The organism is Neoroseomonas soli, assembly GCF_018129065.1.
Lineage (GTDB): Bacteria > Pseudomonadota > Alphaproteobacteria > Acetobacterales > Acetobacteraceae > Neoroseomonas > Neoroseomonas soli.
In genome coordinates this window covers 1-24,022 of record NZ_JAAEDM010000046.1, presented here as the reverse complement: position 1 = coordinate 24,022, position 24,022 = coordinate 1, and the positions used below count along the sequence as shown (strand labels likewise).

Annotated in this window: 21 protein-coding genes and 1 pseudogene; 15 read left to right on the top strand and 7 right to left on the bottom strand. The window is 70.4% G+C overall.

Annotated features, from left to right (window positions below):
• Positions 1–63 precede the first annotated feature (63 nt).
• Positions 64–1,326, bottom strand: a complete 1,263-nt coding sequence (locus tag GXW76_RS15930) for an MFS transporter (RefSeq protein ID WP_338150978.1) — start codon at positions 1,324–1,326, stop codon at positions 64–66.
• 167 nt (positions 1,327–1,493) lie between these two features.
• On the opposite strand from GXW76_RS15930, the gene GXW76_RS15925 reads away from it, so the two are divergent.
• The 5 genes from GXW76_RS15925 to GXW76_RS15905 are packed head-to-tail and all read left to right on the top strand — an operon-like array spanning position 1,494 to position 7,298.
• A complete protein-coding gene (locus GXW76_RS15925) occupies positions 1,494–2,282 on the top strand; it encodes a VOC family protein (RefSeq protein ID WP_211863077.1) in 789 nt (262 codons plus the stop codon).
• 22 nt (positions 2,283–2,304) lie between these two features.
• Positions 2,305–3,897, top strand: a complete 1,593-nt coding sequence (locus GXW76_RS15920; RefSeq protein ID WP_211863076.1) for an ABC transporter substrate-binding protein — start codon at positions 2,305–2,307, stop codon at positions 3,895–3,897.
• A 4-nt stretch (positions 3,898–3,901) separates the two neighbouring features.
• A complete protein-coding gene (locus tag GXW76_RS15915; protein ID WP_211863075.1) occupies positions 3,902–4,879 on the top strand; it encodes an ABC transporter permease in 978 nt (325 codons plus the stop codon).
• The gene (locus GXW76_RS15910) at positions 4,879–5,712 is read left to right on the top strand and encodes an ABC transporter permease (protein ID WP_211863074.1); all 834 of its coding nucleotides are present in this window, start codon (positions 4,879–4,881) and stop codon (positions 5,710–5,712) included. Before GXW76_RS15915 ends, GXW76_RS15910 begins: the two co-directional genes overlap by 1 nt.
• A complete protein-coding gene (locus GXW76_RS15905) occupies positions 5,709–7,298 on the top strand; it encodes an ABC transporter ATP-binding protein (protein ID WP_211863073.1) in 1,590 nt (529 codons plus the stop codon). Before GXW76_RS15910 ends, GXW76_RS15905 begins: the two co-directional genes overlap by 4 nt.
• A 107-nt stretch (positions 7,299–7,405) precedes the next feature.
• On the opposite strand, the gene GXW76_RS15900 is transcribed toward GXW76_RS15905, so the two are convergent.
• Complete coding sequence (locus GXW76_RS15900; RefSeq protein ID WP_211863072.1) at positions 7,406–8,170, bottom strand: class II aldolase/adducin family protein; 765 nt, start codon at positions 8,168–8,170, stop codon at positions 7,406–7,408.
• 124 nt (positions 8,171–8,294) lie between these two features.
• On the opposite strand from GXW76_RS15900, the gene GXW76_RS15895 reads away from it, so the two are divergent.
• The 7 genes from GXW76_RS15895 to GXW76_RS15865 all read left to right on the top strand — a co-directional run bounded on the left by GXW76_RS15895 (position 8,295) and on the right by GXW76_RS15865 (position 16,976).
• Positions 8,295–10,496 (top strand): N,N-dimethylformamidase beta subunit family domain-containing protein, encoded by a 2,202-nt coding sequence (locus GXW76_RS15895; protein WP_211863071.1) that lies wholly within the window; start codon positions 8,295–8,297, stop codon positions 10,494–10,496.
• An 82-nt stretch (positions 10,497–10,578) separates the two neighbouring features.
• Positions 10,579–12,153, top strand: coding sequence for an ABC transporter substrate-binding protein (locus GXW76_RS15890; RefSeq protein ID WP_211863070.1), 1,575 nt, complete (start codon positions 10,579–10,581; stop codon positions 12,151–12,153).
• Positions 12,154–12,157: 4 nt separating this feature from the next.
• Positions 12,158–13,102, top strand: coding sequence for an ABC transporter permease (locus tag GXW76_RS15885; protein WP_211863069.1), 945 nt, complete (start codon positions 12,158–12,160; stop codon positions 13,100–13,102).
• Positions 13,095–13,979: an ABC transporter permease gene (locus tag GXW76_RS15880; RefSeq protein WP_211863068.1), complete on the top strand. Its 885-nt coding sequence runs from the start codon at positions 13,095–13,097 to the stop codon at positions 13,977–13,979. The genes GXW76_RS15885 and GXW76_RS15880 overlap by 8 nt, the downstream gene beginning before the upstream one ends.
• Positions 13,976–14,953, top strand: a complete 978-nt coding sequence (locus GXW76_RS15875; protein WP_338150977.1) for an ABC transporter ATP-binding protein — start codon at positions 13,976–13,978, stop codon at positions 14,951–14,953. Before GXW76_RS15880 ends, GXW76_RS15875 begins: the two co-directional genes overlap by 4 nt.
• A complete protein-coding gene (locus GXW76_RS15870) occupies positions 14,950–15,942 on the top strand; it encodes an ABC transporter ATP-binding protein (protein ID WP_211863067.1) in 993 nt (330 codons plus the stop codon). The genes GXW76_RS15875 and GXW76_RS15870 overlap by 4 nt, the downstream gene beginning before the upstream one ends.
• A 17-nt stretch (positions 15,943–15,959) precedes the next feature.
• Positions 15,960–16,976 carry a succinylglutamate desuccinylase/aspartoacylase family protein gene (locus GXW76_RS15865; RefSeq protein ID WP_246514416.1) on the top strand — a complete coding sequence of 339 codons (1,017 nt, stop codon included), beginning with the start codon at positions 15,960–15,962 and terminating at the stop codon, positions 16,974–16,976.
• 59 nt (positions 16,977–17,035) lie between these two features.
• Here GXW76_RS15865 and GXW76_RS15860 read toward each other — a convergent pair whose 3' ends face one another.
• The 3 genes from GXW76_RS15860 to GXW76_RS15850 all read right to left on the bottom strand — a co-directional run bounded on the left by GXW76_RS15860 (position 17,036) and on the right by GXW76_RS15850 (position 19,392).
• Positions 17,036–17,593, bottom strand: coding sequence for a DUF4329 domain-containing protein (locus tag GXW76_RS15860; protein WP_211863065.1), 558 nt, complete (start codon positions 17,591–17,593; stop codon positions 17,036–17,038).
• Positions 17,594–17,698: 105 nt separating this feature from the next.
• On the bottom strand, positions 17,699–18,238 hold the full coding sequence (mog, locus tag GXW76_RS15855) for a molybdopterin adenylyltransferase (protein ID WP_211863064.1): 540 nt from the start codon (positions 18,236–18,238) through the stop codon (positions 17,699–17,701).
• Between the two features lie 326 nt (positions 18,239–18,564).
• A complete protein-coding gene (locus GXW76_RS15850) occupies positions 18,565–19,392 on the bottom strand; it encodes a c-type cytochrome (RefSeq protein ID WP_338150976.1) in 828 nt (275 codons plus the stop codon).
• Positions 19,393–19,767: 375 nt separating this feature from the next.
• Here GXW76_RS15850 and GXW76_RS15845 point away from each other — a divergent pair, with 375 nt between their 5' ends.
• Entirely contained in the window at positions 19,768–21,057 is a 1,290-nt protein-coding gene (locus GXW76_RS15845) for a solute carrier family 23 protein (protein ID WP_211863062.1), read from the top strand.
• Positions 21,058–21,140: 83 nt separating this feature from the next.
• Here GXW76_RS15845 and GXW76_RS15840 read toward each other — a convergent pair whose 3' ends face one another.
• Positions 21,141–21,641 (bottom strand): invasion associated locus B family protein, encoded by a 501-nt coding sequence (locus GXW76_RS15840; RefSeq protein ID WP_211863061.1) that lies wholly within the window; start codon positions 21,639–21,641, stop codon positions 21,141–21,143.
• A gap of 230 nt (positions 21,642–21,871) precedes the next feature.
• Here GXW76_RS15840 and GXW76_RS15835 point away from each other — a divergent pair, with 230 nt between their 5' ends.
• Positions 21,872–22,324 (top strand): SH3 domain-containing protein, encoded by a 453-nt coding sequence (locus GXW76_RS15835; RefSeq protein ID WP_211863060.1) that lies wholly within the window; start codon positions 21,872–21,874, stop codon positions 22,322–22,324.
• A 15-nt stretch (positions 22,325–22,339) separates the two neighbouring features.
• Here GXW76_RS15835 and GXW76_RS15830 read toward each other — a convergent pair.
• A pseudogene (locus GXW76_RS15830) lies at positions 22,340–22,480 on the bottom strand (transposase); the annotation flags it as partial.
• A gap of 83 nt (positions 22,481–22,563) precedes the next feature.
• On the opposite strand from GXW76_RS15830, the gene GXW76_RS15825 reads away from it, so the two are divergent.
• Positions 22,564–23,934, top strand: coding sequence for a hypothetical protein (locus tag GXW76_RS15825; protein WP_211863059.1), 1,371 nt, complete (start codon positions 22,564–22,566; stop codon positions 23,932–23,934).
• Positions 23,935–24,022: the final 88 nt, after the last annotated feature.

Sequence of the window (24,022 nt, the reverse complement as noted above, 5' to 3'; positions counted from 1 at the left end):
GGGCAATTCCGGGCGAGGCTTCTCACCTCGCCCGGATCCCTGCCTCCTTCGCATGATGCATCCTCACGCGTGAACCGCATTCGCCTGCGCCTCGCGCGGCAGCAGGTGGCCGCGCCAGTGCCAGGCGATGGCGAGCGTGCAGGCGAGGCCCACCCCCGCATAGAGCACGGCCGTCTCGGCGAAGCCGGTCCAGCCGATCAGCGGCCCGGCGCCGAGCAGCCCGACCGGCAGCCCGTAGATCGCCAGCATCCGCAGCCCCATCACCCGGCCGCGCAGCGCGTCGCGCGAGACGCGCAGCAGCATCACGGACATCGGCACCATGCAGAAGCTCTGCACGAAGCCGGTGAGCGCCAGCAACACCATGCCGGTGCCGGCGCTTTCCACCCGCGCGAAGGCGATCAGCAGGGCGAACCAGATCGCCGCCGCGGCCAGCATGGTCCGCGCCGGCGGGAAGAGCGGCCCGCGCGCGCTGAGGATCAGCGAGCCCGCGAGCGCCCCGAATGCGAAGCAGGCCATCAGCGTGCCGAGCCCGGTCTGGTCCATGCCGTAGATGTTGCGCGCCACATGCGGCAGCAGGCCGCCGGTCAGTGGATAGGCAAGCAGGTTCGCCAGGAACGCCAGGCACATCGCAGCCAGCAGCGGCGGGGTGCCGCGGACATAGGCGGCGCCCTCCATGAGGTCCCGCCACACGCGCCCCGCGGCGGAACCGGCCGCGGCCGCGCCCGCATGGAGCTGGCCTTCCGCCACGCCGAGCATCAGCACCAGGCTCAGCATGTAGAGCCCCGTCACCACCAGGTACGCCTGCCCCACGCCGAGGACGGCCACCAGCGCCGCGCCGGTCAGCGCGCCGACGACGCGCGCGGTGTCGGCGCTCATGCGCTCGATGCCCATCGCGCCCATCAGGTAGGCTGCGGGCATGGTCGCGCCGACCAAAGCGTTGCGCATGCCGATGTCCGAAGGCCGCACCAGCCCCGACAGCAGCGCGATGACGAAGACCGCCGCGATGCCCAGCGTGCCGGTCAGCGCCAGCGCAGCGAGGATCCCCGCCAGGACGGCATAGGCCGCGCGCATCGCGAACAGCACCCGGCGGTGCCCGATTCGGTCGCCGGCGACGCCGAACATGGGCGAGATCAGCGTGCCGACGAATTGCAGCGAGCCGAAAACGGTCAGCCACACCACCGATCCGGTCTCGGTCAGGACGAACCAGGCGAGAATGAGCGTCTCCATCTCGAACGCCCAGGAGGTGGCGAGGTCCGCCGGCCACTGGAAACGGAAACTCCTTTGGCGGAATGGCGCGAGGAAGGGCGCGCGCGGAACGCTGCTCACCGCGTGAGGCCGCCGAACATTCTTACGTTTCCCCCTTCGCAGGCACTTCGCGCTGCCGCATCCGGCGGAGTATGGAGTCAAGCCGGTGCGCCCCGCCATCCCTGTCCCGTGATGTTGCGGCGCATCAGGCGGGGTGCCTAGTATCCCGCGCATCCGAGGAGCAACGCATGCTGCCGACGCTGGTTGGGCTCGATCATCTCGTGGTCGCGGTGCGCGACGTGGACGCGGCTGCCGACGCCTGGCGCGCGCTGGGCTTCACCCTTTCGCCGCGCGGGCTGCACAGCGCCCATATCGGCAGCGCGAACTATACGATGATGTTCGGGGATGATTATCTCGAGCTGCTCGGCGCGGTGACGCCGACCCCGCACAACCAGGCGCTGCGCGACTTCGTGGCGAAGCGGGAAGGGCTGGACCGCGCCGCCTTCACCACCACCGACGCCGCTGCCGGTGTGGCGGCGCTGCGCGCCCGCGGCGTGGACGCCGTCGGCCCGGTGGATTTCGGCCGCCCCGTGCCGCTGCCCGACGGGACCGAGACGGAGGCGCGCTTCACCGTCTTCCGCTGGCCGACCAGCGCGCGCATCGGCGGCCTCGGCATCTTCGCCTGCCAGCACCGCACGCGGGATGCCGTGTGGGTGCCGTCGCTCCAGACGCATGCCAACGGCGTCACGCGCATCAAGCGCGCGGTCGTGGCGTCGGAGGACCCCGCCGGCGCCGCCGGGCAGCTCGCCGCCGCGATCGACAGCGCCGTGCGGCAGGAGGGCGATGTCCACTTCGTCGCCACCGCGCCCGGCCGCGCCGACATCGCCTTCGCGCCGCGCGCCGTCATCGCCCGCCAGGCAGGCTGCGCCGAGGACGCGCTGCCGCGCGAGGGTGGCGCGGCCATGGTGCTCGGCACGCCCAACCCGCGCCCTCCCGGCCTCGCCACCGGCGTCGCCGTGATCTTCGAAGCCCCCTGATCCGATCGGCAGGAGAGAGACGATGAACGGACCGTCGCGCCGCGAGACCTTCCTCCTCGGTGCCGCCGCCCTGATCCCCGCCAGCGCCGTGGCGCAGGAAGCGCCGCGCCGCGGCGGCGTGCTGACGGTGCATTTCTCGACCGAGCAGCGCATCCTGAATCCCTCGCTGCAGGCCTCGACCGGCGTCTACATCGTCGGCGGCAAGATCCAGGAGGCGCTGGTCGACCTCGACGCCGAGGGCAGGCCGGCGCCGGCGCTCGCGGAATCCTGGGAAAGCGCGCCCGACGGCAAGACCCATGTCTTCCGCCTGCGCCGCGGCGTCACCTGGCATGACGGCAAGCCCTTCACCTCCGCGGACGTGCAGTTCACGGCGATGGAGATGTGGAAGAAGATCCTCAACTACGGGACCACGATGCAGCACTTCCTGACGGAGGTGCAGACGCCGGACCCGCATACCGCGATCTTCAAGTACGAGCGCCCGATGCCGCAGGGGCTGCTGCTGCGCGGGCTGCCGGACCTCGGCTACGTCTCCCCGAAGCATATCTTCGAGACCGGCGATATCCGGCAGAACCCGGCCAATACCGCGCCGATCGGGACCGGGCCATTCAAGTTCGTTGAATACGAGCGCGGCCAGCACATCATCGCCGAGCGCAATCCGAACTACTGGCGCAACGGCATGCCCTACCTCGACCGCGTGGTGTGGCGCGTGGTGACGGATCGTGCCGCGGCGGCAGCGCAGATGGAGGCCGGGCAGCTCCTGTTCAGCCCCTATTCGGCGCTGTCCATCGCGGACATGCAGCGCCTCGGGCGCGATCCGCGCTTCGAATCGACGACGCGCGGCAACGAGGGCAACGTCCGCAACAACACGCTGGAATTCAACTTCCGCAATCCGGTGCTGGCGGATATCCGCGTGCGCAAGGCGATCGCGCACGCCATCAACGTGCCCTTCTTCATCGAGAACTTCCTCGGCCCCTTCGCCAAGCCCGGCACCGGGCCGATCCCCTCGGTGTCGACCGACTACTACCCCGGCGCCAACATGCCGCAATACGGCTACGACCTGGCGCTGGCGAACCGCCTGCTGGACGAGGCCGGGCACCGCCGCGGCGCCGGCGGCGTACGCTTCAACCTGCGCCTGAACCCCGCGCCCTGGGGCGAGGACATCCAGCTCTGGTCCACCTTCATCCAGCAGTCGCTGGGCCAGGCGGGCATCCGGGTGGAGATCGTGCGCCTCGACGCCGCGGGCTTCCTGCGCAGCGTCTACAATGACTGGAACTTCGACCTCGCGACCGGCTGGCACCAGTACCGCAGCGATCCCGCCGTCAGCACGACGGTCTGGTACCGTTCCGGCAGCCCGCGCGGCGCGCCCTGGACCAACCAGTGGGGCTGGCAGGACGAGCGCATCGACGGGATCATCGACAACGCGGCGACCGAGGTCGATCCGGTGAAGCGCAAGGCGCTCTACGCCGACTTCGTGCGCGCGGTGCAGACGGAACTGCCACTCTGGATGCCGATCGAGCAGATCTTTGTATCGGTCTTCAACCGGCGCATCCGCAATGCGGGCAACAATCCGCGCTGGGCGTCCTCCACCTGGCACGACACCTGGCTGGCGTCCTAGCGCCTTGAGGGTTCTTCGCCTGGCGCTGTGGCGGCTCGCCGCCTCGCTGCCCACCCTGCTGCTGATCCTGGTGGGGATGTTCCTGCTGCTCCAGCTCGCGCCCGGCGACACGGTGGACGCGCTGATGGCGCAGATGGGCGGCGGCGACGCGCGCATGGCCGAGGAGATGCGCCGCTTCTACGGCCTCGATCTCGGCATCGCGGCGCGGCTCGGGCAGTACCTCATGCGGTTGGTCACGCTCGACCTCGGATTCTCCGCGATCTACGGCAAGCCGGTGGCGACGGTGATCCTGGAACGCCTGCCGCCCACCCTGCTGCTGATGGCCGCCTCGCTGTCCTTCGCCTTCTTCTTCGGGCTGCTGTTCGGCGTGGTGGCGGCACGGCGCGTGAACAAGTGGCCGGACACGCTGATCTCCATGCTCGGTCTGGTGTTCTACGCGACGCCGTCCTTCTGGTTCGGGCTGATGGCGATCGTGCTGTTCAGCGTCTATCTGCAATGGCTGCCGGCGGGCGGCTTCGGGGACATCACGCAGAACTACACGGGCTTCGCGGCGATGCTGGACATTGCGCGCCACCTCGTGCTGCCGACGCTGACGCTGGGGCTGATCTTCCTCGCCATCTACCTGCGCATCATGCGCGCCTCGATGCTGGAGGTGCTCAGCCTCGACTTCGTGCGCACTGCGCGCGCGAAGGGGCTGAGCGAGACGCGGGTGGTGGCGAAGCATGTGCTGCGCAACGCCATGCTGCCGATGGTCACGCTGATCGGCCTGCAGGCGGGCACCATGCTCGGCGGGTCGGTGGTGGTGGAAAGCGTCTTCGCCCTGCCGGGTCTTGGCCGGCTTGCCTATGAGAGCGTCGTGCAGCGGGACCTCAACACGCTGCTCGGCATCGTCTTCGTCTCGGCGCTGCTGGTGATCGCGATCAACTTCGTGGTGGACATCCTCTATGCGCGGCTCGATCCGCGCATCTCGGCGGAGTCCTGATGCGCGCGCTCAAGGCCTATTTCCGCAGCCCCGCGGCGCTGGTGGGCAGCGCCATCCTGCTTGCGGTCGTCATCATGGGAGTGGGGGCGTCCTGGTTCTACCCGGGCGATCCGCTCGGCCTCGCCGGGCGGCCGCTGCAATGGCCGGGCGCGAACCCGCGCTTCCCGCTCGGCACCGATTCGTCTGGACGCGACATCGCCGCCCAACTGTTTCACGGGGCGCGCATTTCCCTGCTGATCGGCTTCGTCGCCACCTCCATCTCGGTGGTCATCGGCATCGCCATCGGAGCGGTCGCCGGCTTCTATGGCGGCGTGACGGACACGGTGCTGATGCGCGTGACGGAAGCGTTCCAGACCCTGCCGAACTTCCTGCTGCTGCTGGTGCTGGTCGCGGTCTTCGGCAGCACCATCGAGACGGTCACGGTGGCGATCGGCCTGGTGTCCTGGCCGCCGGTGGCGCGGCTGACGCGGGCGGAATTCCTCAGCCTGCGCACGCGGGAATTCGTCCAGGCCTGCCGGGTGCAGGGCCTCGGCGACGTGCACCTGATCCTGCGGGAGGTGCTGCCCAACGCACTGCCGCCGGTGATCGTCTATGCCAGCGTGGTGATGGCGGTGGCGATCCTGCTGGAGAGCGCGCTCGCCTTCCTGCAACTGTCGGATCCGAACGTGCCGTCCTGGGGGAACCTGATCGGCCTCGGGCGCAACGTGCTGCGCACCGAGTGGTACGTTTCGGCGATCCCGGGTGTTGCGATCCTGCTGACCATCCTCGGCGTCTCGCTGGTGGGGCAGGGGCTGAACGACGCGCTCAACCCGCGCATCGCGAGCGGCCGATGACCGTGCGTCTTGCCGTCGAGGGCCTGACCATCCGCCTGCCCAAGGGCGCGGACCGGGAATACGCGATCGAGGACGTCTCGCTGAGCGTCGCGGCGGGGGAGATCCTCTGCGTCGTCGGCGAGAGCGGTTCCGGCAAGTCGGTGACGGCGTCCGCCGCCATGGGCCTGCTGGCGCCGGGCCTGTCCATTGCATCGGGCGCGATGGCGCTCTGCGGCGAGGACCTGCGCGCCAAGTCGCCCGAGGAATGGCGCACCATCCGCGGCCGCCGCATCGCCATGGTCTTCCAGGAACCCATGACGGCGCTGAACCCGCTCATGACGGTGGGCGCGCAGATCGGCGAGATGTGGCGCGTCCATCTCGGCCTCGACGCGCGGGAGACGGAGCGCCGCGCCATCGCCGCCCTGCGCGAGGTCAACCTGCCCGACCCCGAGGGCGCGCTGCGCGCCTATCCGCACGAACTCTCCGGCGGCCAGCGCCAACGCGTGATGATCGCCATGGCGCTGGCGCTCGAACCCGAGGTGCTGATCTGCGACGAGCCGACCACCGCGCTCGACGTCACGACGCAGGCGCAGGTGCTGGCGCTCATTAAGGACCTGCAGAAGCGCCACGGCACGGCGGTGATGTTCATCACCCATGATTTCGGCGTGGTGGCGGAGATCGCCGACCGCGTCGCCGTGATGCGCCTCGGCCATGTGGTGGAGCAGGGGACGGCGAAGGAAGTGCTGACCGAACCGCAGCACGAATACACCCGCGCCCTGCTGCGCGCCGTGCCTGGACTGGTCGCGCCCGAGCCGCGCCCGCTGGCGGACGACACGGTGCTGGAGGTGCGCGGCCTGACCAAGACCTATGCCTCCCGCGGCGTGTTCCGGCGCCGCAAGGCGGTGAAGGCGCTGGACGAGGTCTCGGTGGCGCTGAAGCGTGGCGCGACGCTCGCCATCGTGGGCGAGAGCGGTTCGGGCAAGTCCACGCTCGCGCGCTGCGTCGTCGGGCTGCTCGGGTCCGATGGCGGGCAGATCGTCATCGGCGGCGCGCCCCTGCCGAAGCAGCGGCGGGATGCCGCGCGGCTGGTGCAGATGGTGTTCCAGGACCCCTATGCCTCGCTGAATCCGCGGCGGAGGGTCGGGGCCCAGGTGGCGCAGGGGCCGATCGCCGCCGGGACTTCCGCGGCGCAGGCCGCGGCGGAAACGCGGGAGTTGTTCTGCACCGTCGGCCTCGACCCGGATGCGGTGGACCGCTACCCGCATGAATTCTCCGGCGGCCAGCGCCAGCGCATCGGCATCGCCCGCGCGCTGGCGATGAAGCCGCAGGTGCTGGTGGCGGACGAGCCGGTCTCGGCGCTCGACGTCAGCGTGCAGGCGCAGGTGCTGGCATTGTTGCGCGAATTGCAGGAGAGGCTCGGCCTGTCGATCCTCTTCATCACTCACGATCTGCGTGTCGCCGCGCAGCTCTGCGACGAGGTCGCGGTGATGCGCAACGGCGTGGTCGAGGAAGCCGGCCGCATCGGCGAGGTCTTCGCCGCGCCGCGCAGCGCCTACACGCGCAGCCTGATCGAGGCGATCCCCGGCCGCGCGCTGTTCGGCGCCTAGAGCAGTTTCCGTTCGCCATGGCTCACGGAAATCGCTCCAGGTTCTTTCTCTAGCGGGCATCTTCACCCGATCGGGCGATTCCACCCGATCGGGATCTGCCCTGGCGCTCACGTGGCGTAGTCGGGTTCCTCGCGGTCCAGCACCCGGCGCCAGGCGTCGAGGTGCAGCCGCGCGTCGAGCTTCTCGCCCCAGGCGCCGCTGTGGTGGCGGCGCAGCCCTTCCGGCAGCTTGTGCAGCGGCATCCCGGTCTGCATGGCCGTCATCTGGTACATGGTCGTGCGCTCGGCCATGTAGGTCTCGTCGAAGGCGTCGTGCACGGTGGGGCCGACCACGGTGACGCCGTGGCCGCGCATGACCATGATGGTCTTGTCGCCCATCAGCCGCGCGATGCGATCACCTTCCGCGTTGCTGTGCACCGGCTGGTCGCCATCGCCATCATAGACCGCGCGGTCGTTCAGCAGCAGGTTGTTGTGGTGCGACAGCGCGAACTCCGCGCCCTCGATCATCGACAGCGCCGTCAGCCAGCGCGGATGCACGTGCACCACGCAGGTCGCCTTCGGATTGGCCAGGTGGATGCGGCAATGGATGTGGAAGGCGACCTTGCGCAATTCGCCCTTGCCGCGCAGCACCTTGCCGTCGAGGTCGCAGACGATCAGGTCGCTCGCCCGCAGTTCCTGGAACAGGTAGCCGCGCGGGTTGATGAGGAAGCGCGGCTCCGCCTCCTCCGGCAGCATCAGGCTGTTGTGGTTGCCGATGTGCTCGTTCCAGCCAAGCCGCGCACCGATGCGAAACACCGCCGCCATGTCGCAGCGGAGCGCCCATTCGCGTTCCTCCGCGCGGCTGTTGGTGAGGCTCTGGACCACCTGCGCCATCGCTGACCTCCTGCCTGGATGGCGAAGGCTGGCACGTTCCGCGCGGTCGCGCCAACTGCGGGTGGATTGACGCCCCGTCCTTCACCGCCGACGCTTCATCCGCCCAGCCGGAAGGACGATCGTCATGTCGCCGCCCCTGCCCATCGCGGAACTGCCGGTCACCGGCTACCTCGATCGCTTCTCCCACCGCCCCGGCGAGACCTTCCAGGCCCGCGTGAGCGTGCGGGACGGCGGCGCCGCCCGGGCGCGCCTGGTGCGCGTGATCTCCGGCGACCCGAACCCGGCGGGACCGGGCCTGCGCTTCGAGGACCTGTCGCACCGCTTCGACGTGACCTTCGGCGGGCGGCGACAACCGATCCATGCCGGCTCCTACGCGGAGGTGCAACGCGCGCCGCGTCGCGAGGCGGGACCCTGCACCTGGACCGCGCTGGTCTGGCTGGCCGCCCTGCCGCCGGGCGAGGCCGCCGTGCTGAGCGAAGTGGAGGGCGACGCCGGCGCGACGCTGCTGATCGGGCGCGACGGCGTGGCCGGCATGGTCAATGGCGCGCAGGGTTCGGTGATGGTGACGACGGGCCAGGCGCCGGCGCTGCGGCGCTGGCATCGCCTCTGGCTTTCCGCCGATCCGGGCACCGGGCGCGTGGCCGTGGGCTGCGTGCCGCTCGAGGGCGGCGCGGCGAAGGTCGCGACGGCGGTGGTGCAGGGGCTGCGTCTGCCGGCCGGCGGCGGGCGCATCACCATCGCGGCGCATGGCGGGACGCCGGCGGGCTGGCACCTGACCGGCAAGGTCGAGGATCCCGCGCTGCTCGCCGGCTATCGCGACGCCTGGGCGCATCCGGACGCGACCCTTGCCGCGCTCGCGCCGGAACTGCTCGCGGGCTGGGATTTCTCCCGCGACATCGCGACCCAGGACATCATCGACATCGGTCCGCAGGGCTGCCATGGCCGACTGGTGAACGTGCCGACCCGCGCCGTCGTCGGCGCCCGCTGGTCCGGCGCCGAGATGTGTTGGCGCCACGCGCCCGCCGACTACGCCGCCATCCATTTCCACGCCGACGACCTCGGCGATTGCGGCTGGGAGACGGACTTCACCTTCGAAGTCCCCCCTGACCTGCCCAGCGGCGCCTATGCCCTGCACCTGACCTGCGAGGGCGGGGAGGACTGGCTGCCGCTCTACGTCCTGCCGCCGCGCGGCGTGGCGCGGGCGCCGGTGGTCTTCCTCGCCTCGACCTTCACCTACCAGGCCTACGCGAACCACGCCCGCGGCAATGCCGATGCGGCGTACAAGGCGCGGGTCGCGGCCTGGGGCGCCTATCCGCACAATCCGGACGACTACCCGGTCTATGGCCGCTCCACCTACAACAAGCATCCGGACGGCAGCGGCATCGCGTTCTCCTCGCGGCTGCGGCCGATCCTGACCATGCGGCCGGGCTTCCTGACCTTCGACGACGCGCGCGGATCGGGGCTGCGGCACTACCCGGCGGACACCCACCTGCTTGCCTGGCTCGAGGCGAAGGGCATCGCCTTCGACGTCATCACCGACGAGGACCTGCACGACGAAGGGGCGGACCTGCTGAAGCCCTATCGCGTGGTGATGACCGGATCGCATCCGGAATACCACACGCCGCAGACGCTCGACGCGCTGGCTGCCTATACGCGCGACGGCGGGCGGATGATGTACCTCGGCGGCAACGGATTCTACTGGCGGGTCGCGGTGACGCCCGGCCTGCCCGGCGTGATGGAACTGCGCCGCGCCGAGGGCGGCATCCGCGCCTGGGCCGCGGAACCCGGCGAATATTACCACCAGACCGACGGCGGCTATGGCGGCCTCTGGCGACGCAACCGCCGCCCGCCGCAGATGCTGGCCGGCGTCGGCTTCTCCGGCCAGGGCCTGTTCGAGGGCACGCATTACCGCCTGCTGCCCGCCGCGCGCGCCCCGAAGCATGCCTGGATCTTCGAGGGCGTGACGGGCGAGACCTTCGGCGACTACGGCCTTTCCGGGGGCGGCGCGGCCGGGTTCGAACTGGACCGCGCCGACTTCACCCTCGGCACGCCCGAAGGCACGACCATCCTGGCGCGGTCGGAGGACCCGCCATCCTCCTTCGTCACCGTGCCGGAGGAGCTGCTCTCCCACATCGCCACCGTCAGCGGGGAGAAGGTGGACGAGCTGAAGCGGGCGGAGATCGTCATCTTCGACACGCCGGGCGGCGGTAGCGTCTTCGCCACCGGCTCCATCACCTGGTGCGGCAGCCTGTGGCAGGACGGCGCCTTCGACGGTCCGGTCAGCCACATCATGGAGAACGTGCTGCGCCGTTTCTCCGTGGCGTGAAGAGAGAGTGTTGACGATCCGCTAAACGCGGCGGACAGTTTGAAGAACGACTGAGGCCACGCATCAACGGGGGGCAAAGCCCATGAAGCGAGTAAGCCTGGCGTCCACGCTTGCCGTCGCAGCCATGGTGCTGCCGGCGGGGCCGCTGCTCGCGGCCCCCTTCACCTGCCCGAGCCGAGGCGGAGACATCGTCTTCGGGCAGGAAGCCAACGTGAACTCGCTGGACCAGATGACGTCCAGCACCATCTCGACCCGCAACATCGCGATGAACATGTACGAATCGCTGATGACGCGGGACGAGAACAACCGCCCGATCCTCGAACTGGCGGAATCCATGGAGGAGTCGGGCGACGGCCTGACCTACACCTTCCGCCTGCGGCGCGGCGTCACCTTCCACAACGGCAAGCCGATGACATCGGCCGACATTGCCGCGTCCTTCAACCGCTACAACCGCATCGGGTTGCAGCGCAGCACGCTCGACAACGTGGCGGGGTGGGACACGCCGGACCCGCTCACCTTCGTCATCCGCATGAAGCAGGCGCAGCCGACCTTCATCGAGGCGCTGTCGTCCTTCTCGGTGCCCATCGTCATCATCCCGTCGGAGCACGAGAACGACGACCGGCAGCAGCTCCGCGCCGTCGGAACTGGGCCGTTCCGGTTGCTGGAGTTCACCCCCGGCAGCCACGCGCGCCTCGGCCGCTTCGACGGCTACCAGCCCAACACCGCCTTCGAGCAGCGCACGGGCTTCGGCGGCTACCGCGTCGCCTGCGTGGATACCGTGACCTTCCGTATCGTGACCGAGGCCAGCGCGCGCGTCGCCGGCCTCGAAACCGGCGCGCTCCAGGCGGTCGAGGACGTGCCGACCCGCTCGCTGGAAGGGCTGCGGCGCAACAGCGCCATCACCATCCTGCCGCTCGAGAACTGGTGGATCCAGATCGCGCTGCCCAATACCTCGACGCCGCCGACCAACAATCTGGCCTTCCGGCGCGCGGTGCAGGCCGCGCTCAACATGGAAGACATCATGGATGCGGCGACGGACGGCAACTACCGCCTGAACGTCGGCTTCCAGTATCCCGGCCGGCCCGCCTACACGGATGCCGGCAAGGAGACGTACAACATCAACGACCAGGCGCGCGCCCGCGCGCTGCTGCGCGAATCCGGCTACCGCAACGAACCCATCACCATCCTGACCAACCGCGACTACCCGCCGATGTACAACGCGGCGCTGGTCATGCAGCAGCAGATGCGCGCGATCGGCATCAACGCCAGCCTGCGCGTGGTGGACTGGCCGACCTCGGTGCAGATGTCGCAGCGGCTGAACAGCGACGAATGGCATTTCTACCACACGGGCTGGGGCACGCAGCCGGCCCTGGGCGCGCTGGCGACGATGCAGTTCCTGGTCAGCCCGAACGCCGCCTACCGGCCGCGTGACGACCGTGACGACCCCGAAGTGTTGGCGGCGTGGCATGCGATGAACAACGAGCGTTCCGCGGAAGCCCGGCAGGCCGCCTTCGCGACCATGCAGCGCTTGGTGCTGGAGCGGGTCTACGCCGTTCCCTTCGGGTCACTGACCAAGGTGCAGGCGGTGCGGTCCAACGTGCAGGGCTTCGTGCCCTTCCGGATACCGCGCTTCTCCAACGTCTGGATCCAGCGATAACGCCATGATCGGGGTCGCCTTCCGCCGCCTGCTGAGTGCGATCCCGGTACTTTTCATCGTCAGCCTGATCTCCTTCGGGCTGATGCGGCTGATCCCCGGCGACCCGGCCGCGGCCATCGCCGGGGTCTCCGCCACGCCGGCGGAGATCGAGCGGCTCCGCCGCGACCTCGGCCTCGACCAGCCCGTCTGGATGCAACTGATCGACTACTACCAGGGCTTGGCGCGGGGCGACCTCGGCAAGTCCCTGTTGCTCGGCAAGGGCGTCTTCGCCGCCACCATGGAACGGCTGCCGGTGACGCTCGGCCTTTCGGCCTACGCCATGGTCTTCACGCTGCTGATCGGCGTCGTCAGCGGCATCATCGCGGCGCTGCGGCAGAATTCCTGGGCCGACCAGGCGGCGATGATGTTCGCCATGATCGGCATCTCGGTGCCGAACTTCTTCCTCGGCCTGCTGATGATCATCCTGTTTGCGGTGCATCTCGGCTGGCTGCCCTCGGGCGGCTACGTCGCCTTCCGGGAGGACCCGATGGGCTGGCTGGCGAGCATGACCATGCCGGCCTTCTCCCTCGCGATGCTGCAGGCGGGGCTGCTGGCGCGCATCACGCGGTCCTCGATGCTGGAGGTGCTGCGCCAGGACTACATCCGCACCGCGCGCGCCAAGGGCCTGCCGCAGGGCAAGGTGGTGCTGAAGCATGCGCTGTCCAACGCGATGATCCCGATCGTGACGGTGGTCGGCATCATCGTCTCCCTGCTGCTCTCGGGTGCGGTGGTGACGGAGGCTCTCTTCTCCCTGCCCGGCATGGGGCAACTGCTGACCCAGGCGGTGCTGAGCCGCGACTACCCGATGGTGCAGGGCGGGCTGCTGCTGGTGACGACCTTCCTCGTGCTGGTGAACATCTCGGTGGACGTGCTCTACGCCGTGCTCGACCCGCGGGTGCGCTATGAGTGAGATCGCCGACGCCGAGGGGATCGCGCAGAAGCGGGAACACCCCGCGCGCGCCACCCTGCGGCGGCTGTTCCGTCACCGGCTGTTCGTGACCGGCCTCTTCCTGTTCGGGATCATCGCGGGCGTCGCGATCGCGGCGCCCTGGATCACCGGCGTCGATCCGCAGCGCCTGTCGATGCGCAACAAGTTCCTGTCGCCGAGCGAGACCTGGGTCTTCGGCACCGACAATTTCGGGCGTTCGCTCTGGTCGCGCGTGGTGTGGGGGGCGCAGCTGTCGATGATCATCGGCGCCTCGGTGGTGGCGCTGAACGCGGTGTTCGGCACGCTGATCGGCGCGGCGGCCGGCTACTTCCGCCGGCTCGACAACGCGCTGATGCGGGTGAACGACGCGCTGATGGCCTTCCCGGCGATCCTGCTCGCCATCGCGGTGACCTCCGTGCTCGGCCCGTCCACGCTCAACGTCATCCTGGCGCTGTCGATCGTCTATATCCCGCGCACGGCGCGCATCGTGCGGTCCTCCGTCATCGTGCTGCGGGAGATGGAATACGTGCAGGCCGCCGTCGCCGCCGGCGCGGGGCACTGGCGCATCCTGCGCCACCACATCCTGCCCAACGCCATGGCGCCGATGATCGTGCAACTCTCGTTCCTCTTCGCCTACGCCGTGCTGTCGGAAGCGACGCTCTCCTTCCTCGGCGTCGGCGCGGTGCCGCCCACGCCGACCTGGGGGAACATCATGGCCGAGGGCCGCGACTTCATGCGGGAGGCACCCTGGATCATCACCATCCCCGGCGTCGCGCTGATGATCACGGTGATGGGGCTCAACCTTCTCGGCGACGGGCTGCGCGACGTGCTCGACCCGCGACTCAGGATCCAGCAGTGAACCTCCTGGACGTGCGTGGCCTGACCACGGCCTTCATGACCGGAAGTGGCGAAGTGAACGCCATCGAGGAGGTTTCCTTCTCGATCAGGGAAGGCGAGATCCTCGGCATCGTCGGCGAGTCCGGTTCCGGCAAGTCGGTCACGGCGCTGACCGTCATGGGCCTGCTGCCGCAGCCGCCGGCGCGCGTCGCGGCGGGGGAGGTGATCTTCGGCGGCCAGAACCTGACGCGCATGTCCGACCGCCAGATGCGGTCCATCCGCGGCCCGGGGATCTCGATGATCTTCCAGGAGCCGATGACCTCCCTGAACCCGGTCTTCTCCATCGGCGACCAGGTCATGGAGACGATCGCGGCGCATGAGCGCCTGTCCCAGTCCGACCTGCGCAAGCGCGCGATCGACATGCTGGACAAGGTCGGCATCCCGTCCGCTGCGCGGCGCCTGGACGACTATCCGCACCAGATGTCCGGCGGGCAGCGGCAGCGGGTGATGATCGCCATGGCGCTCGCCTGCAATCCGAAGCTGCTGATCGCGGACGAGCCGACCACGGCGCTGGACGTGACCATCCAGGCGCAGATCCTCGACCTGCTGATGGACCTGCGCGACGAATTCGGCATGGCGATCATGATCATCACCCACAACATGGGCGTGATCGCCGAGACCGCCGACCGCGTGCTGGTGATGTATGCCGGCCGCGTCATCGAGGAAGCACCCGTCGCCGGCATCTTCGACCGCCCGCTGCACCCGTATACGCGGGGGCTGCTGGAATGCGTGCCCTCGCTGGTCGAGGACAAGCCGCGCCTGGTCGCGATTCCCGGCACGCTGCCCGAACCGGCGCGCCGCCCGCCAGGCTGCCGCTTCGCTCCGCGCTGCGTCCACGCGCAGCCGGCCTGCACCGCCGCCATCCCGTCGCTCGAATTGCTGGAGCCCACCCACACCGCCGCCTGCTTCCGCGCACGGGAACTGGCGCCGGCATGACCACGCCCCTCGTCGAGGCGACGGGCCTCGCCAAGCATTTCGAGATCGGCGGCGGCGGCCTGTTCGGCCTGCGCAAGGGCGTGAGCCTGCGAGCGGTGGACGAGGTCTCGCTGCGCATCATGGCGGGCGAGACGCTCGGCCTGGTGGGTGAATCCGGCTGCGGCAAGTCGACGCTCGGCCGGCTGCTGCTGCGGCTGATCGAGCCGACCGCGGGCCGCATCGCCTTCGACGGCAAGGACATCACCGGCCTCGGGCGGATGGAGATGCGGGCGGTCCGCCGCTCCATGCAGATCATCTTCCAGGACCCCTACGGCGCGCTGAACCCGCGCATGTCGGTCGAGGACATCATCGGCGAACCGCTCATCATCCATGGCGCCAGGCCGGGCGCGGAGACGCGGAAGCAGGTGACGCAGATGCTGGAGAAGGTCGGCCTGCCCGCGCGCGCGCTCGACCGCTTCCCGCATGAATTCTCCGGCGGCCAGCGCCAGCGCATCGGCATCGCCCGCGCGCTGATCCTGCACCCGCGCCTGATCGTCTGCGACGAGGCGGTGTCCGCGCTCGACGTCTCGGTGCAGGCGCAGATCGTGAACCTGCTGCAGGACCTGCAGCGGGAGATGGGGCTGACCTACCTCTTCATCGCCCACGACCTGTCCGTCGTGCGCCACATCTCAGACCGCGTGGCGGTGATGTATCTCGGCAAGGTGGTCGAGGTCGCGGACAAGAAGACGATCTACTCCGCGCCGCTGCACCCCTATACCCGCGCGCTGATCGCGGCGGTGCCCGCGCAGCACCCGGCACAGCGCTCGCGCGGGATGCGGGAGCGCATCGCCGGCGACATCCCCTCCGCGCTCAACCCGCCCTCGGGATGCCGCTTCCACACCCGCTGCCCGCACGTCATGGCGGTGTGCCGCGAACGCGCGCCGGCGCTGACCGAACCCGCGCCGGGCCACCGCGTCGCCTGCCACCTCACCGAGATGCCCAAAGCCTGAGGAACGCCATGTCGCCGATGCAACGCAAGTCCCGCCTCATTCCCGAAGTGGACTTCGCGAAGGACGGGAAGCAGACGGGCTATATCCGCCTGTTCCACTCGACCCACGATTCCGCCTACGGCTTCCTGCCGATCCCGATCGTCGTGGTGAAGAACGGGGAAGGGCCTACGGCACTCTTCACCTCCGGCAACCATGGCGACGAATACGAGGGCCAGGTCGCGCTGACCAACCTCATCAAGTGGCTGACGCCGGAGCGCATCACGGGTCGCGTCATCATCCTGCCGATGGCGAACTACCCGGCGGCCCTGATCGGCCGGCGCGTCTCGCCGATCGACGACCTCAACATGAACCGCATCTTCCCCGGCGATCCGGACGGAACCGTCACGCGGCAGATCGCGCACTACATCGACAGCGAACTCATCCCGCTGGCCGACCTGGTGATCGACCTGCATTCGGGCGGGTCGTCGCTGAACTACATCCCGACGGCGCTGGCGAAGCAGTCGGCCGATCCGGCGCTCTACCAGAAGCAGCTCGCGGCGCTGCGCGCCTTCGGCGCGCCCTACACCTACATCCAGGGCGGCGCGCAGGGGCAGGGCGGGGACCAGACGCTCGGCAGCGGGGCGGACAGGCGCGGTAAGATCGCGCTCGGCACGGAACTCGGCGGCGCGGGGGCGGTGAACGCGTCGGGGCTTGCCATTGCCGAGCGGGGCCTGCGCAACCTGCTGGTCCATCTCGGCATCCTCGGCCGGGAGCACTGGGCGGAACCGCCCGCGCCGACGCGCTTCCTCGATGTGCGCGGGCCGGAGATGTACGTCTACGCGCCGGAGAACGGCGTCTTCGAGCCGTTGGTCGAACTCGGCGACAGCGTCGCGCCCGGCACGCCCGCCGCGCGCATCCACATGCCCGAGACGCCCTGGCTCCCGCCGGTCGAGATCGCCTTCAGGGCCGCCGGCATCGTCATGTGCAAGCGCATCCCCGCGCGAACGAAGCGCGGCGACTGCCTGTTCCATCTGGCGAGCGACCTCGCGGTCTGACGCGTTGCGCGCGGGGCCGCTGCTGCCCGCGGTCCCGCGCGCCGCGCTTCCGGTGCGACTCAGCGCCCGGTGGGCAGCTTCCAGTTGAAGCGCTTAATCTCGCCCCGCGCGATCTTCAGCGCCCGGCCCTCCGCATCCGTCGGCTGGACGACGGCGCGATAGCCTTCGCCGGAGACGACTTCCACCTTCGGCACATAGGCGAGCATCGTGCCATCGCGCTGCCCGACATAGCCGACCACGCCGAACTGGTCGGAGACGTCGAGGTCCTCGTCGCTGAAGCCCTCGGCCACGTGCATCAGCCCATCGCTGCCGGCCACCTCGCCGGGCGGCGAGGGATGCGTGTGGTAGTAGGCCAGCGGCGTGCTGCCCGAGGGACAGCCGCAATTGGGCTCGCGAAGCCCGACATCGACGCTGTGCTTCGCTTCCCCCGTGCGCAGGGGCGTCGGGAAGATCTGCTGCGTCCGGTCGTCGCGGCAGAGCACGGCACCCTTTTCCAACTCGCTCTTGATCGAGCCCGGCAGGACCTTCGCGAGTTCGTCGCGCGCGGTCTCGTCCAGGCGGGCGAAGGCAACCGTCGTGCTCTTGTGCTGGCCTGTATCGGCCCCGTCGTCGGGCATGGGCCGGGCTCCTTTCGCGCTGGCTCGTCCTTGTGCCGACTACGGAACTTCCTCCGGCGCCCGAGGGTCAAGTGACATCCATCACCGCCGGGCGGGCACCCCCCGTCACGCGCCCGCGGGGCGGAAGGCCTTGCACACGGCGGGGTCGGTCTCGAGCCGCGGCCCGCCGATCAGGTCGATGCAATAGGGGATGGCGGGGAAGACCGCGTCGAGGCATTCCCCGATCGCCGAGGGCTTGCCCGGCAGGTTCACGATCAGGCTGCGCCCCCGCGTGCCTGCCGTCTGGCGCGACAGGATGGCGGTCGGCACCGCGCGCAGCGAGACGGCGCGCATCAGTTCCCCGAAGCCCGGCAACATGCGCTCGCAGACGGCCTCGGTCGCTTCCGGCGTCACGTCGCGCGGCGCCGGGCCGGTGCCGCCGGTGGTCACGATCAGCGCGCAGCCCTCCGCATCGGCCAGTTCGCGCAGCGCGGCCTCGATCACCGGGCGCTCGTCCGGCACCACGCGGCGCACGGCCCGCCAGGGGGAGGCGAGGATGCGCGCCAGCGCCGCCTCGATGGCGGGGCCGCCCTTGTCCTCGTAGATGCCGCGGCTGGCGCGGTCGGAGACGGTGACGACGCCGATCGGCGCCGGGGCATCGGGCATGGGGCTGCTCCGCGGTGGACCCGGCCTGCCCGGCCGGGTGAGGCCTGGAGACTGCCCCGTCGCACTGCCGGGCGCCACGGCCAGGGACGCGCGCCAGGGTCGTGCCTGGAGCGGTTGCCGTTCGCCGCGGCGCGCGGCCACCGGTCCAGGCGCTTACGTTCGCCAGCATCTTCACCCGGTCAGGTGATTGCGCCTCATCGGGACCGGCTCCGCGTCCCGAATCCGAAGTCCCGGGGACTTCGGTCCCGGGCCACCGGCTTTCATCGTCAGTGGCCTGCTCGTCCGCCCCGTTCGTTGCCGATGCAGCGAACGGAGCGGGCAGGGCATTACCGCGCCCCCTCCGGCCGCCGCGTCGCCATGTGCGCCAGGTAGGCGATCAGGGCGTCGAGTTCCGCCTCGCTGATCTGCTCGGGTCCGAAGCCTGGCATCTTCTGTTCGGGCCAGGTGCGGAGGCTCGCGGGATCGCGCAGGAAGCGGCGCAATGCGGCGGGCTGGAAGTATTCCGTCGGGTTCATCGGGCGGTTCAGGTCGGGGCCCATCTCGCCGGACCCGCCGCCGTTGATCCGGTGGCACGCGAGGCAGATCGCGCCATAGACCTCCTGCCCCCGGCGGGCGGGGTGATCGGCCGGCAGCGAGGCCTCCACCGCGATCTGCGGCCAGCGTACCGCCGGCGGCTCGACGATGCGCAGCGCCGCGAGTTGGTAGGGCCAGTATTCGGGCGAGATGCGCGCCGCCTCGGGGTGTTCCCAGACGACGTAGAAGGGCCCCGCGCTGGCCTGCTTGCCGGGCAGCGGCGGCCAGGGCGCATCCTGCGGCTCGATGGCGAGCCAGGCGCGGGCGCCGCCGGATGCCGCGCGCAGCACGAGGTCCAGCGGCATCTGGGCCGCGAAGCCGTCGGTGGCCTGGGCCTCGATGACGCCGCCGGCGGGCGGTGCGCCGGGCAGAAGGGCGACGACGGCGGCAAGCGGCACGGCGCGGTAGCGGCGCGGCGTGCCGCCGTAGCCGACATCGGCCGGGATCTCGATCTCCGTCACGTCCGGGCGCGCGAGGAGCGCCGCCGTCTCGACGGTGATGCGGCCGGCGCCGTCCTCCAGCGTCAGGTTCGCGGCGCGGGCGGCGACGGAGGCCAGCACCGCCAGGACAAGCAGGAGCACCCCCGGCCCGGCAACCCTGCCGCACCACGCGCGTGCCCGGCGACTGCAAGCGAGGACGGACATGATGGACGGTTCTCCCTTCAGCCCCGATCACCTGGAGCGGTTTCCACATCGGGGGAAACCGCTCTCGCCATGCTTGGGCGAGCATCTTCACACACGCGGCTGATTCCAGCCGCATGCGACCTGCCCTCGCGCGGCCCGCGGCCGGGGAGAACGGACATGCCAGCCCGCCCGCGACGCCGCGATCCGCCGGCGGGCGTTCCCATCGCACGGAACGCGTCGCGCCGCGCGTCGTGAGCGGTCGCTCCACCCGGCCTGCCTCTTGCGCCCTTGCCGGTCCCGCGTGCAATCACGGCGCGACGAGGGGGACCCTGCATGCTGCACTGGACTGAACGCGAACTGACGGATTCGGCTGCCATCGCGCCGGATGAACGCCTGCCCTGGCCGCAGACCTTCGCCATGGGGCTGCAACACGTGGTCGCCATGTTCGGCGCCACCGTGCTCGCGCCGCGGCTGATGGGCTTCGACGCCAACATCGCCATCCTGATGAGCGGCATCGGCACGCTGCTCTTCTTCGTCATCACGCGCGGCAAGGTGCCGAGCTACCTCGGTTCCTCCTTTGCCTTCATCGCCGTGGTGCTGGCGGCGACGGGCTTCTCGGGCGGGGGCGCGAATCCGAACATCGGGCTCGCGCTTGGCGGCATCATCGCCTGCGGCGCGCTCTACGCGCTGATCGGGGTGGTGGTCATGGCCGCCGGCACGGGATGGATCGAGCGGCTGATGCCGCCCGCGGTGACCGGCGCGGTGGTCGCCGTCATCGGCCTGAACCTCGCCTCCATTCCCGTGAAGAACATGGCGCCGACGGGCTTCGATGCCTGGATGCAGGCGATGACCTTCGTGGTGCTGGCGCTGGTGGCGGTGAAGACGCGCGGCATGGTGCAGCGGCTGCTGATCCTGGTCGGCCTGATCCTGGCGAGCCTGATCTATGCCGTGCTGACCAATGGCCTCGGGCTCGGCACGCCGATGGACTTCGGGCCGGTGGCGGCGGCGCCGTGGTTCGGGATGCCGGGCTTCGCCGCGCCGGTCTTCTCGGGCCAGGCGATCCTGCTCATCGCCCCGGTCGCGATCGTCCTGGTCGCCGAGAACCTCGGCCACCTGAAGGCGGTGGCGGCGATGACCGGGCGGGACATGGACCCGCACATGGGCCGCGCCTTCGTGGGCGACGGCGTGGCGACGATGCTGGCCGGGGCCTCCGGCGGCACGGGCGTCACCACCTATGCCGAGAATATCGGCGTCATGGCGGCGACCCGGGTCTATTCGACCGCGGTCTTCGTGGTGGCGGCGCTGGTGGCGGTGGTGCTGGGCTTCTCGCCGAAGTTCGGGGCGCTGATCCAGGCCATCCCGCTGGCGGTGATGGGGGGCGTGTCGATCGTCGTCTTCGGACTGATCACCATCGCCGGGGCGCGGATCTGGGTGGACAACCGGGTGGATTTCTCCGACCCGGCGAACCTGATGACGGTGGCGATCGCGATGGTGCTGGGCACGGGCGACTTCACCCTGCGCTTCGGCGACTTCGCGCTCGGCGGCATCGGCACCGCCACCTTCGGCGCGATCCTGCTGCACCTGCTGCTGCGCGGGCGGAGGCGGGCGGATCAGCCCGGATGAGCGGCCGCCGCGGGGCCGGTCGCGGCCCGGCCCCCGGCGGAGGGATGCCGCGGTGCCGGTCGCCGGTTGGCGGGTGGGTGATCCTACCGGCCGGCCTGGCGACCCCTGCGTCCTGCCGGGCACTCCCGGCTGATCGCCGCATAGGCCGCGCCGAAGCCCTGCAGGCTGAAGGCGTCGGTCACGGTGCCCTGGCGCCCGGCCGCGCGGGGGCCGCGCGAAACCGCCTCGGCCCCGCCGCGGAACGCGGCGACCGCCCTGCGCCCATCGCGGGCATAGGCCGCGGTCCTCTCGGTGAAGAAGGGAAGCCGTGTGCGCCCGACCTCGACCGTGACGGGGGCGTTGCGCGGATAGGTGTAGCCCGACGCGATCGCCACCTGGTCACGGCCCTGGGCGCGGTGCGTGACGCTGAGGACGACGTCGCTGCGCGGATGGGTCATGCGCCGCGCCCGCGTGAAGGCGAAGCACATCGTCTGCCCGCGGTCGCGATGCACCGCCGCCGTCCAGGCCCCGAACTCGCCAAGGCGCCTCGGCCATTCCTGGGCGAGGGCAGGCACCACGAAAAGGGCGGCGAGCGCGGGGATCATGAGAGCGGTTCGCATCCGACCCTGGTACGTGCGGCGACGAGCGGAGGCAACCCGGGCGCGCGGCGTCGCGCGGAAATGTGCAGGCGCGCCGCGGCGTGCGGACGGGTGCGGTCCGGGGCGATGCATCCGCCCGCCCGGCCCTGGCCGCGCGCGTTGTCCGGGCAGGATCGACGGGGGCGGGCGCGCCGCCGCTTGGCATGCCGGGCCGGATCGGGCTTGCTGCATGGACGATGACCCGCGCGCCCGTTCCTCTCTCCTCCGCCGCCGCCTGCTGCCTGCTCATGGCCTGGGCCGGATCCGCCCTGGGGCAGGGCGGCGCGGCCGGGCGCGACCGCGGCCCGTTTCCGCCGCTGCAGTACGAGAGTACGGATTTCTGGGCCGAGGTGCATCGGTGGACGGGTTCGGAGGCGACTCGCCCGCGGACGCAGGGGCCTGCCGGACGCCCCGGGCAGGCGGCGCCGGCCGCGCCCGCGGCGTCGTCGCCTGACGGATCGCCGACGGTCACCACCAGCGCCGCGGCCCGCGCCAACATCCGGGCGGCGCCCGATCTGGCGGCGCCGGTCGTGCGGTCGATGCCGCGCGGCTCGGCGCTGCGGGTCTTCGGCGAGGCGCCGGGCGGCTGGTTCAACGTGGGCGAGACCGAGCCGTTCGGCTGGGTGCACGAGAGGGCGCTGCAGCGGTAGCGCGCGGGTGGGTCAGCCGGTGGAGAGCACGTAGAACACTGCGTTCAGCACCTCACGCACATCTACCCTGCGCGGCCTGCCGCCGTGCTTCGCTGGCCGGATCAGCGGCGCCACTAGCGCCCATTCGACATCCGTCAGGTCAGAGGGGTAGCGCAGGCCCCGCCGATCCGCCCTCCTGAATTTTTTTGGTTAGTTTGTGAGAAGCCAGGCCGATACTTTGCATTTTGCAGGTGTGAAAGATGTTGGCGGTGACGCTGTCTGCGCGCTCTTCGTGGTGGCCAGCCTATCTGCTGCTGGCCGCAGCACATGTCTGGTTCGCCGCCCGCATGCCGCTGGCCGCACTGCCGCCAGCCTCGCACGATGATGCGCTGTTCGTCCGCCTCGGCATGGAGATCCTGAACGGCCAGTGGCTTGGCGGCTACACACATATGACACTGGCCAAGGGCCCCTTCTACCCGCTTTTCATAGCCGTCTCCGCGCTGGTGGGTATGCCCATCCTCGCCTCCCAGGCCGCAGTCCACGCGGCGGCAAGCTGGACGCTGGCGCGCGCGCTGCGCCCTTGGCTGGGCAGCGAATGGGCCGCCCTGTTCCTGTTCATCCTGGTACTCGCCAACCCAATGGCTTTCGAGGCGCAGCAGATGCGGGTGATCCGCGAGGGGCTCTATACGCCGCTCACACTCCTCGTGCTCGGCCTCGCCATCTGGGCGGTGCGCACGCGCCACGGCCCATGGAGGCCCGCGCTGGCCAGCGCAGCGAGGCTCGGCGCCGCTCTGGCAGGCTTCTGGCTTACGCGTGAGGAAGGCCTGTGGATTCTCCCCGCACTGGTTGGCGCGCTGCTGCTGGCCCTCCTGCACGACGCGCGGGATGCGGAGCGCCGCCCGCGCTGGCGACGTACGCTGGCCAGCGCGGGCGTGGCGGGCGTAGTTGCCGTGGGCGGTGTGGGTCTGTTCCAGCTTGCCAACCTCGTCCGCTACGGCGTGGCGGACGTCGTGGAGTTCAAGCAGCGCGAATTCGTCTCGGCCTATGCCGCACTCACGCGAATCACGCCGCCCGCGCCGGTGGCGCGCCACGTCGTCGCCACGCCCGAGACGCTCGCCCTCGCCTTCGAGGCGAGCCCGGCGGCCGCGCGCCTCGCCGAGGCATTTGCCTCGCCTATGCACGCGGGATTCATCGCGCAAGGCTGTGAAGTCTACCAGATATCACCCTGCGACGGCGCGACGCGCGCCGCTTGGTTCATGTGGGCGCTGCGCGAGGCGGCCGGCGCGGCCGGCTTGCACCGCACCGCGCGCAATGCGCGCGCCTTCTACGGACAAATGGCCGCCGAGGTGAACGCGGCCTGCGACGCAGGGCTTATTCCCTGCGGGCCGGCGCGGGCCAGCATGATGCCCCCCTTCGACGCGCGCCTGCTGCCTGCGAAGTTGGCCGGCGCGGGCGAGGCGCTATGGATTATCGCGTCGCTGCGCGGGATCGTCCCGCCGCTCGAGGCGCTCTCCTGCTACGCGGAGAACTGCGCAGCGAGCAGTCCGACGGGCCGCTTCCTCTCTGCTGTGCACACCACGCTGTTCCAGCCCAGCCCGATGCTCGACCTTGTCGGCTGGAGCGGCCCCTAATTCGACCGGACAGGCGGCGCAACCGTGAGGGCCTGGGCGTAAGCCTAGGCGTGCGTCTATGTCGAAGCCCATCGAGCGCGTGGAAATC

What these genes read in the sequence shown, in the direction of transcription:
- GXW76_RS15925 (WP_211863077.1), top strand. Translation starts at nt 1,494, where the DNA reads ATGCTGCCGACGCTGGTTGGGCTCGATCATCTCGTGGTCGCGGTGCGC.
- GXW76_RS15920 (WP_211863076.1), top strand. Translation starts at nt 2,305, where the DNA reads ATGAACGGACCGTCGCGCCGCGAGACCTTCCTCCTCGGTGCCGCCGCC.
- GXW76_RS15910 (WP_211863074.1), top strand. Translation starts at nt 4,879, where the DNA reads ATGCGCGCGCTCAAGGCCTATTTCCGCAGCCCCGCGGCGCTGGTGGGC.
- GXW76_RS15905 (WP_211863073.1), top strand. Translation starts at nt 5,709, where the DNA reads ATGACCGTGCGTCTTGCCGTCGAGGGCCTGACCATCCGCCTGCCCAAG.
- GXW76_RS15900 (WP_211863072.1), bottom strand. Translation starts at nt 8,170, where the DNA reads ATGGCGCAGGTGGTCCAGAGCCTCACCAACAGCCGCGCGGAGGAACGC.
- GXW76_RS15895 (WP_211863071.1), top strand. Translation starts at nt 8,295, where the DNA reads ATGTCGCCGCCCCTGCCCATCGCGGAACTGCCGGTCACCGGCTACCTC.
- GXW76_RS15890 (WP_211863070.1), top strand. Translation starts at nt 10,579, where the DNA reads ATGAAGCGAGTAAGCCTGGCGTCCACGCTTGCCGTCGCAGCCATGGTG.
- GXW76_RS15885 (WP_211863069.1), top strand. Translation starts at nt 12,158, where the DNA reads ATGATCGGGGTCGCCTTCCGCCGCCTGCTGAGTGCGATCCCGGTACTT.
- GXW76_RS15880 (WP_211863068.1), top strand. Translation starts at nt 13,095, where the DNA reads ATGAGTGAGATCGCCGACGCCGAGGGGATCGCGCAGAAGCGGGAACAC.
- GXW76_RS15870 (WP_211863067.1), top strand. Translation starts at nt 14,950, where the DNA reads ATGACCACGCCCCTCGTCGAGGCGACGGGCCTCGCCAAGCATTTCGAG.
- GXW76_RS15865 (WP_246514416.1), top strand. Translation starts at nt 15,960, where the DNA reads ATGCAACGCAAGTCCCGCCTCATTCCCGAAGTGGACTTCGCGAAGGAC.
- GXW76_RS15860 (WP_211863065.1), bottom strand. Translation starts at nt 17,593, where the DNA reads ATGCCCGACGACGGGGCCGATACAGGCCAGCACAAGAGCACGACGGTT.
- mog (WP_211863064.1), bottom strand. Translation starts at nt 18,238, where the DNA reads ATGCCCGATGCCCCGGCGCCGATCGGCGTCGTCACCGTCTCCGACCGC.
- GXW76_RS15845 (WP_211863062.1), top strand. Translation starts at nt 19,768, where the DNA reads ATGCTGCACTGGACTGAACGCGAACTGACGGATTCGGCTGCCATCGCG.
- GXW76_RS15840 (WP_211863061.1), bottom strand. Translation starts at nt 21,641, where the DNA reads ATGATCCCCGCGCTCGCCGCCCTTTTCGTGGTGCCTGCCCTCGCCCAG.
- GXW76_RS15835 (WP_211863060.1), top strand. Translation starts at nt 21,872, where the DNA reads ATGACCCGCGCGCCCGTTCCTCTCTCCTCCGCCGCCGCCTGCTGCCTG.
- GXW76_RS15825 (WP_211863059.1), top strand. Translation starts at nt 22,564, where the DNA reads ATGTTGGCGGTGACGCTGTCTGCGCGCTCTTCGTGGTGGCCAGCCTAT.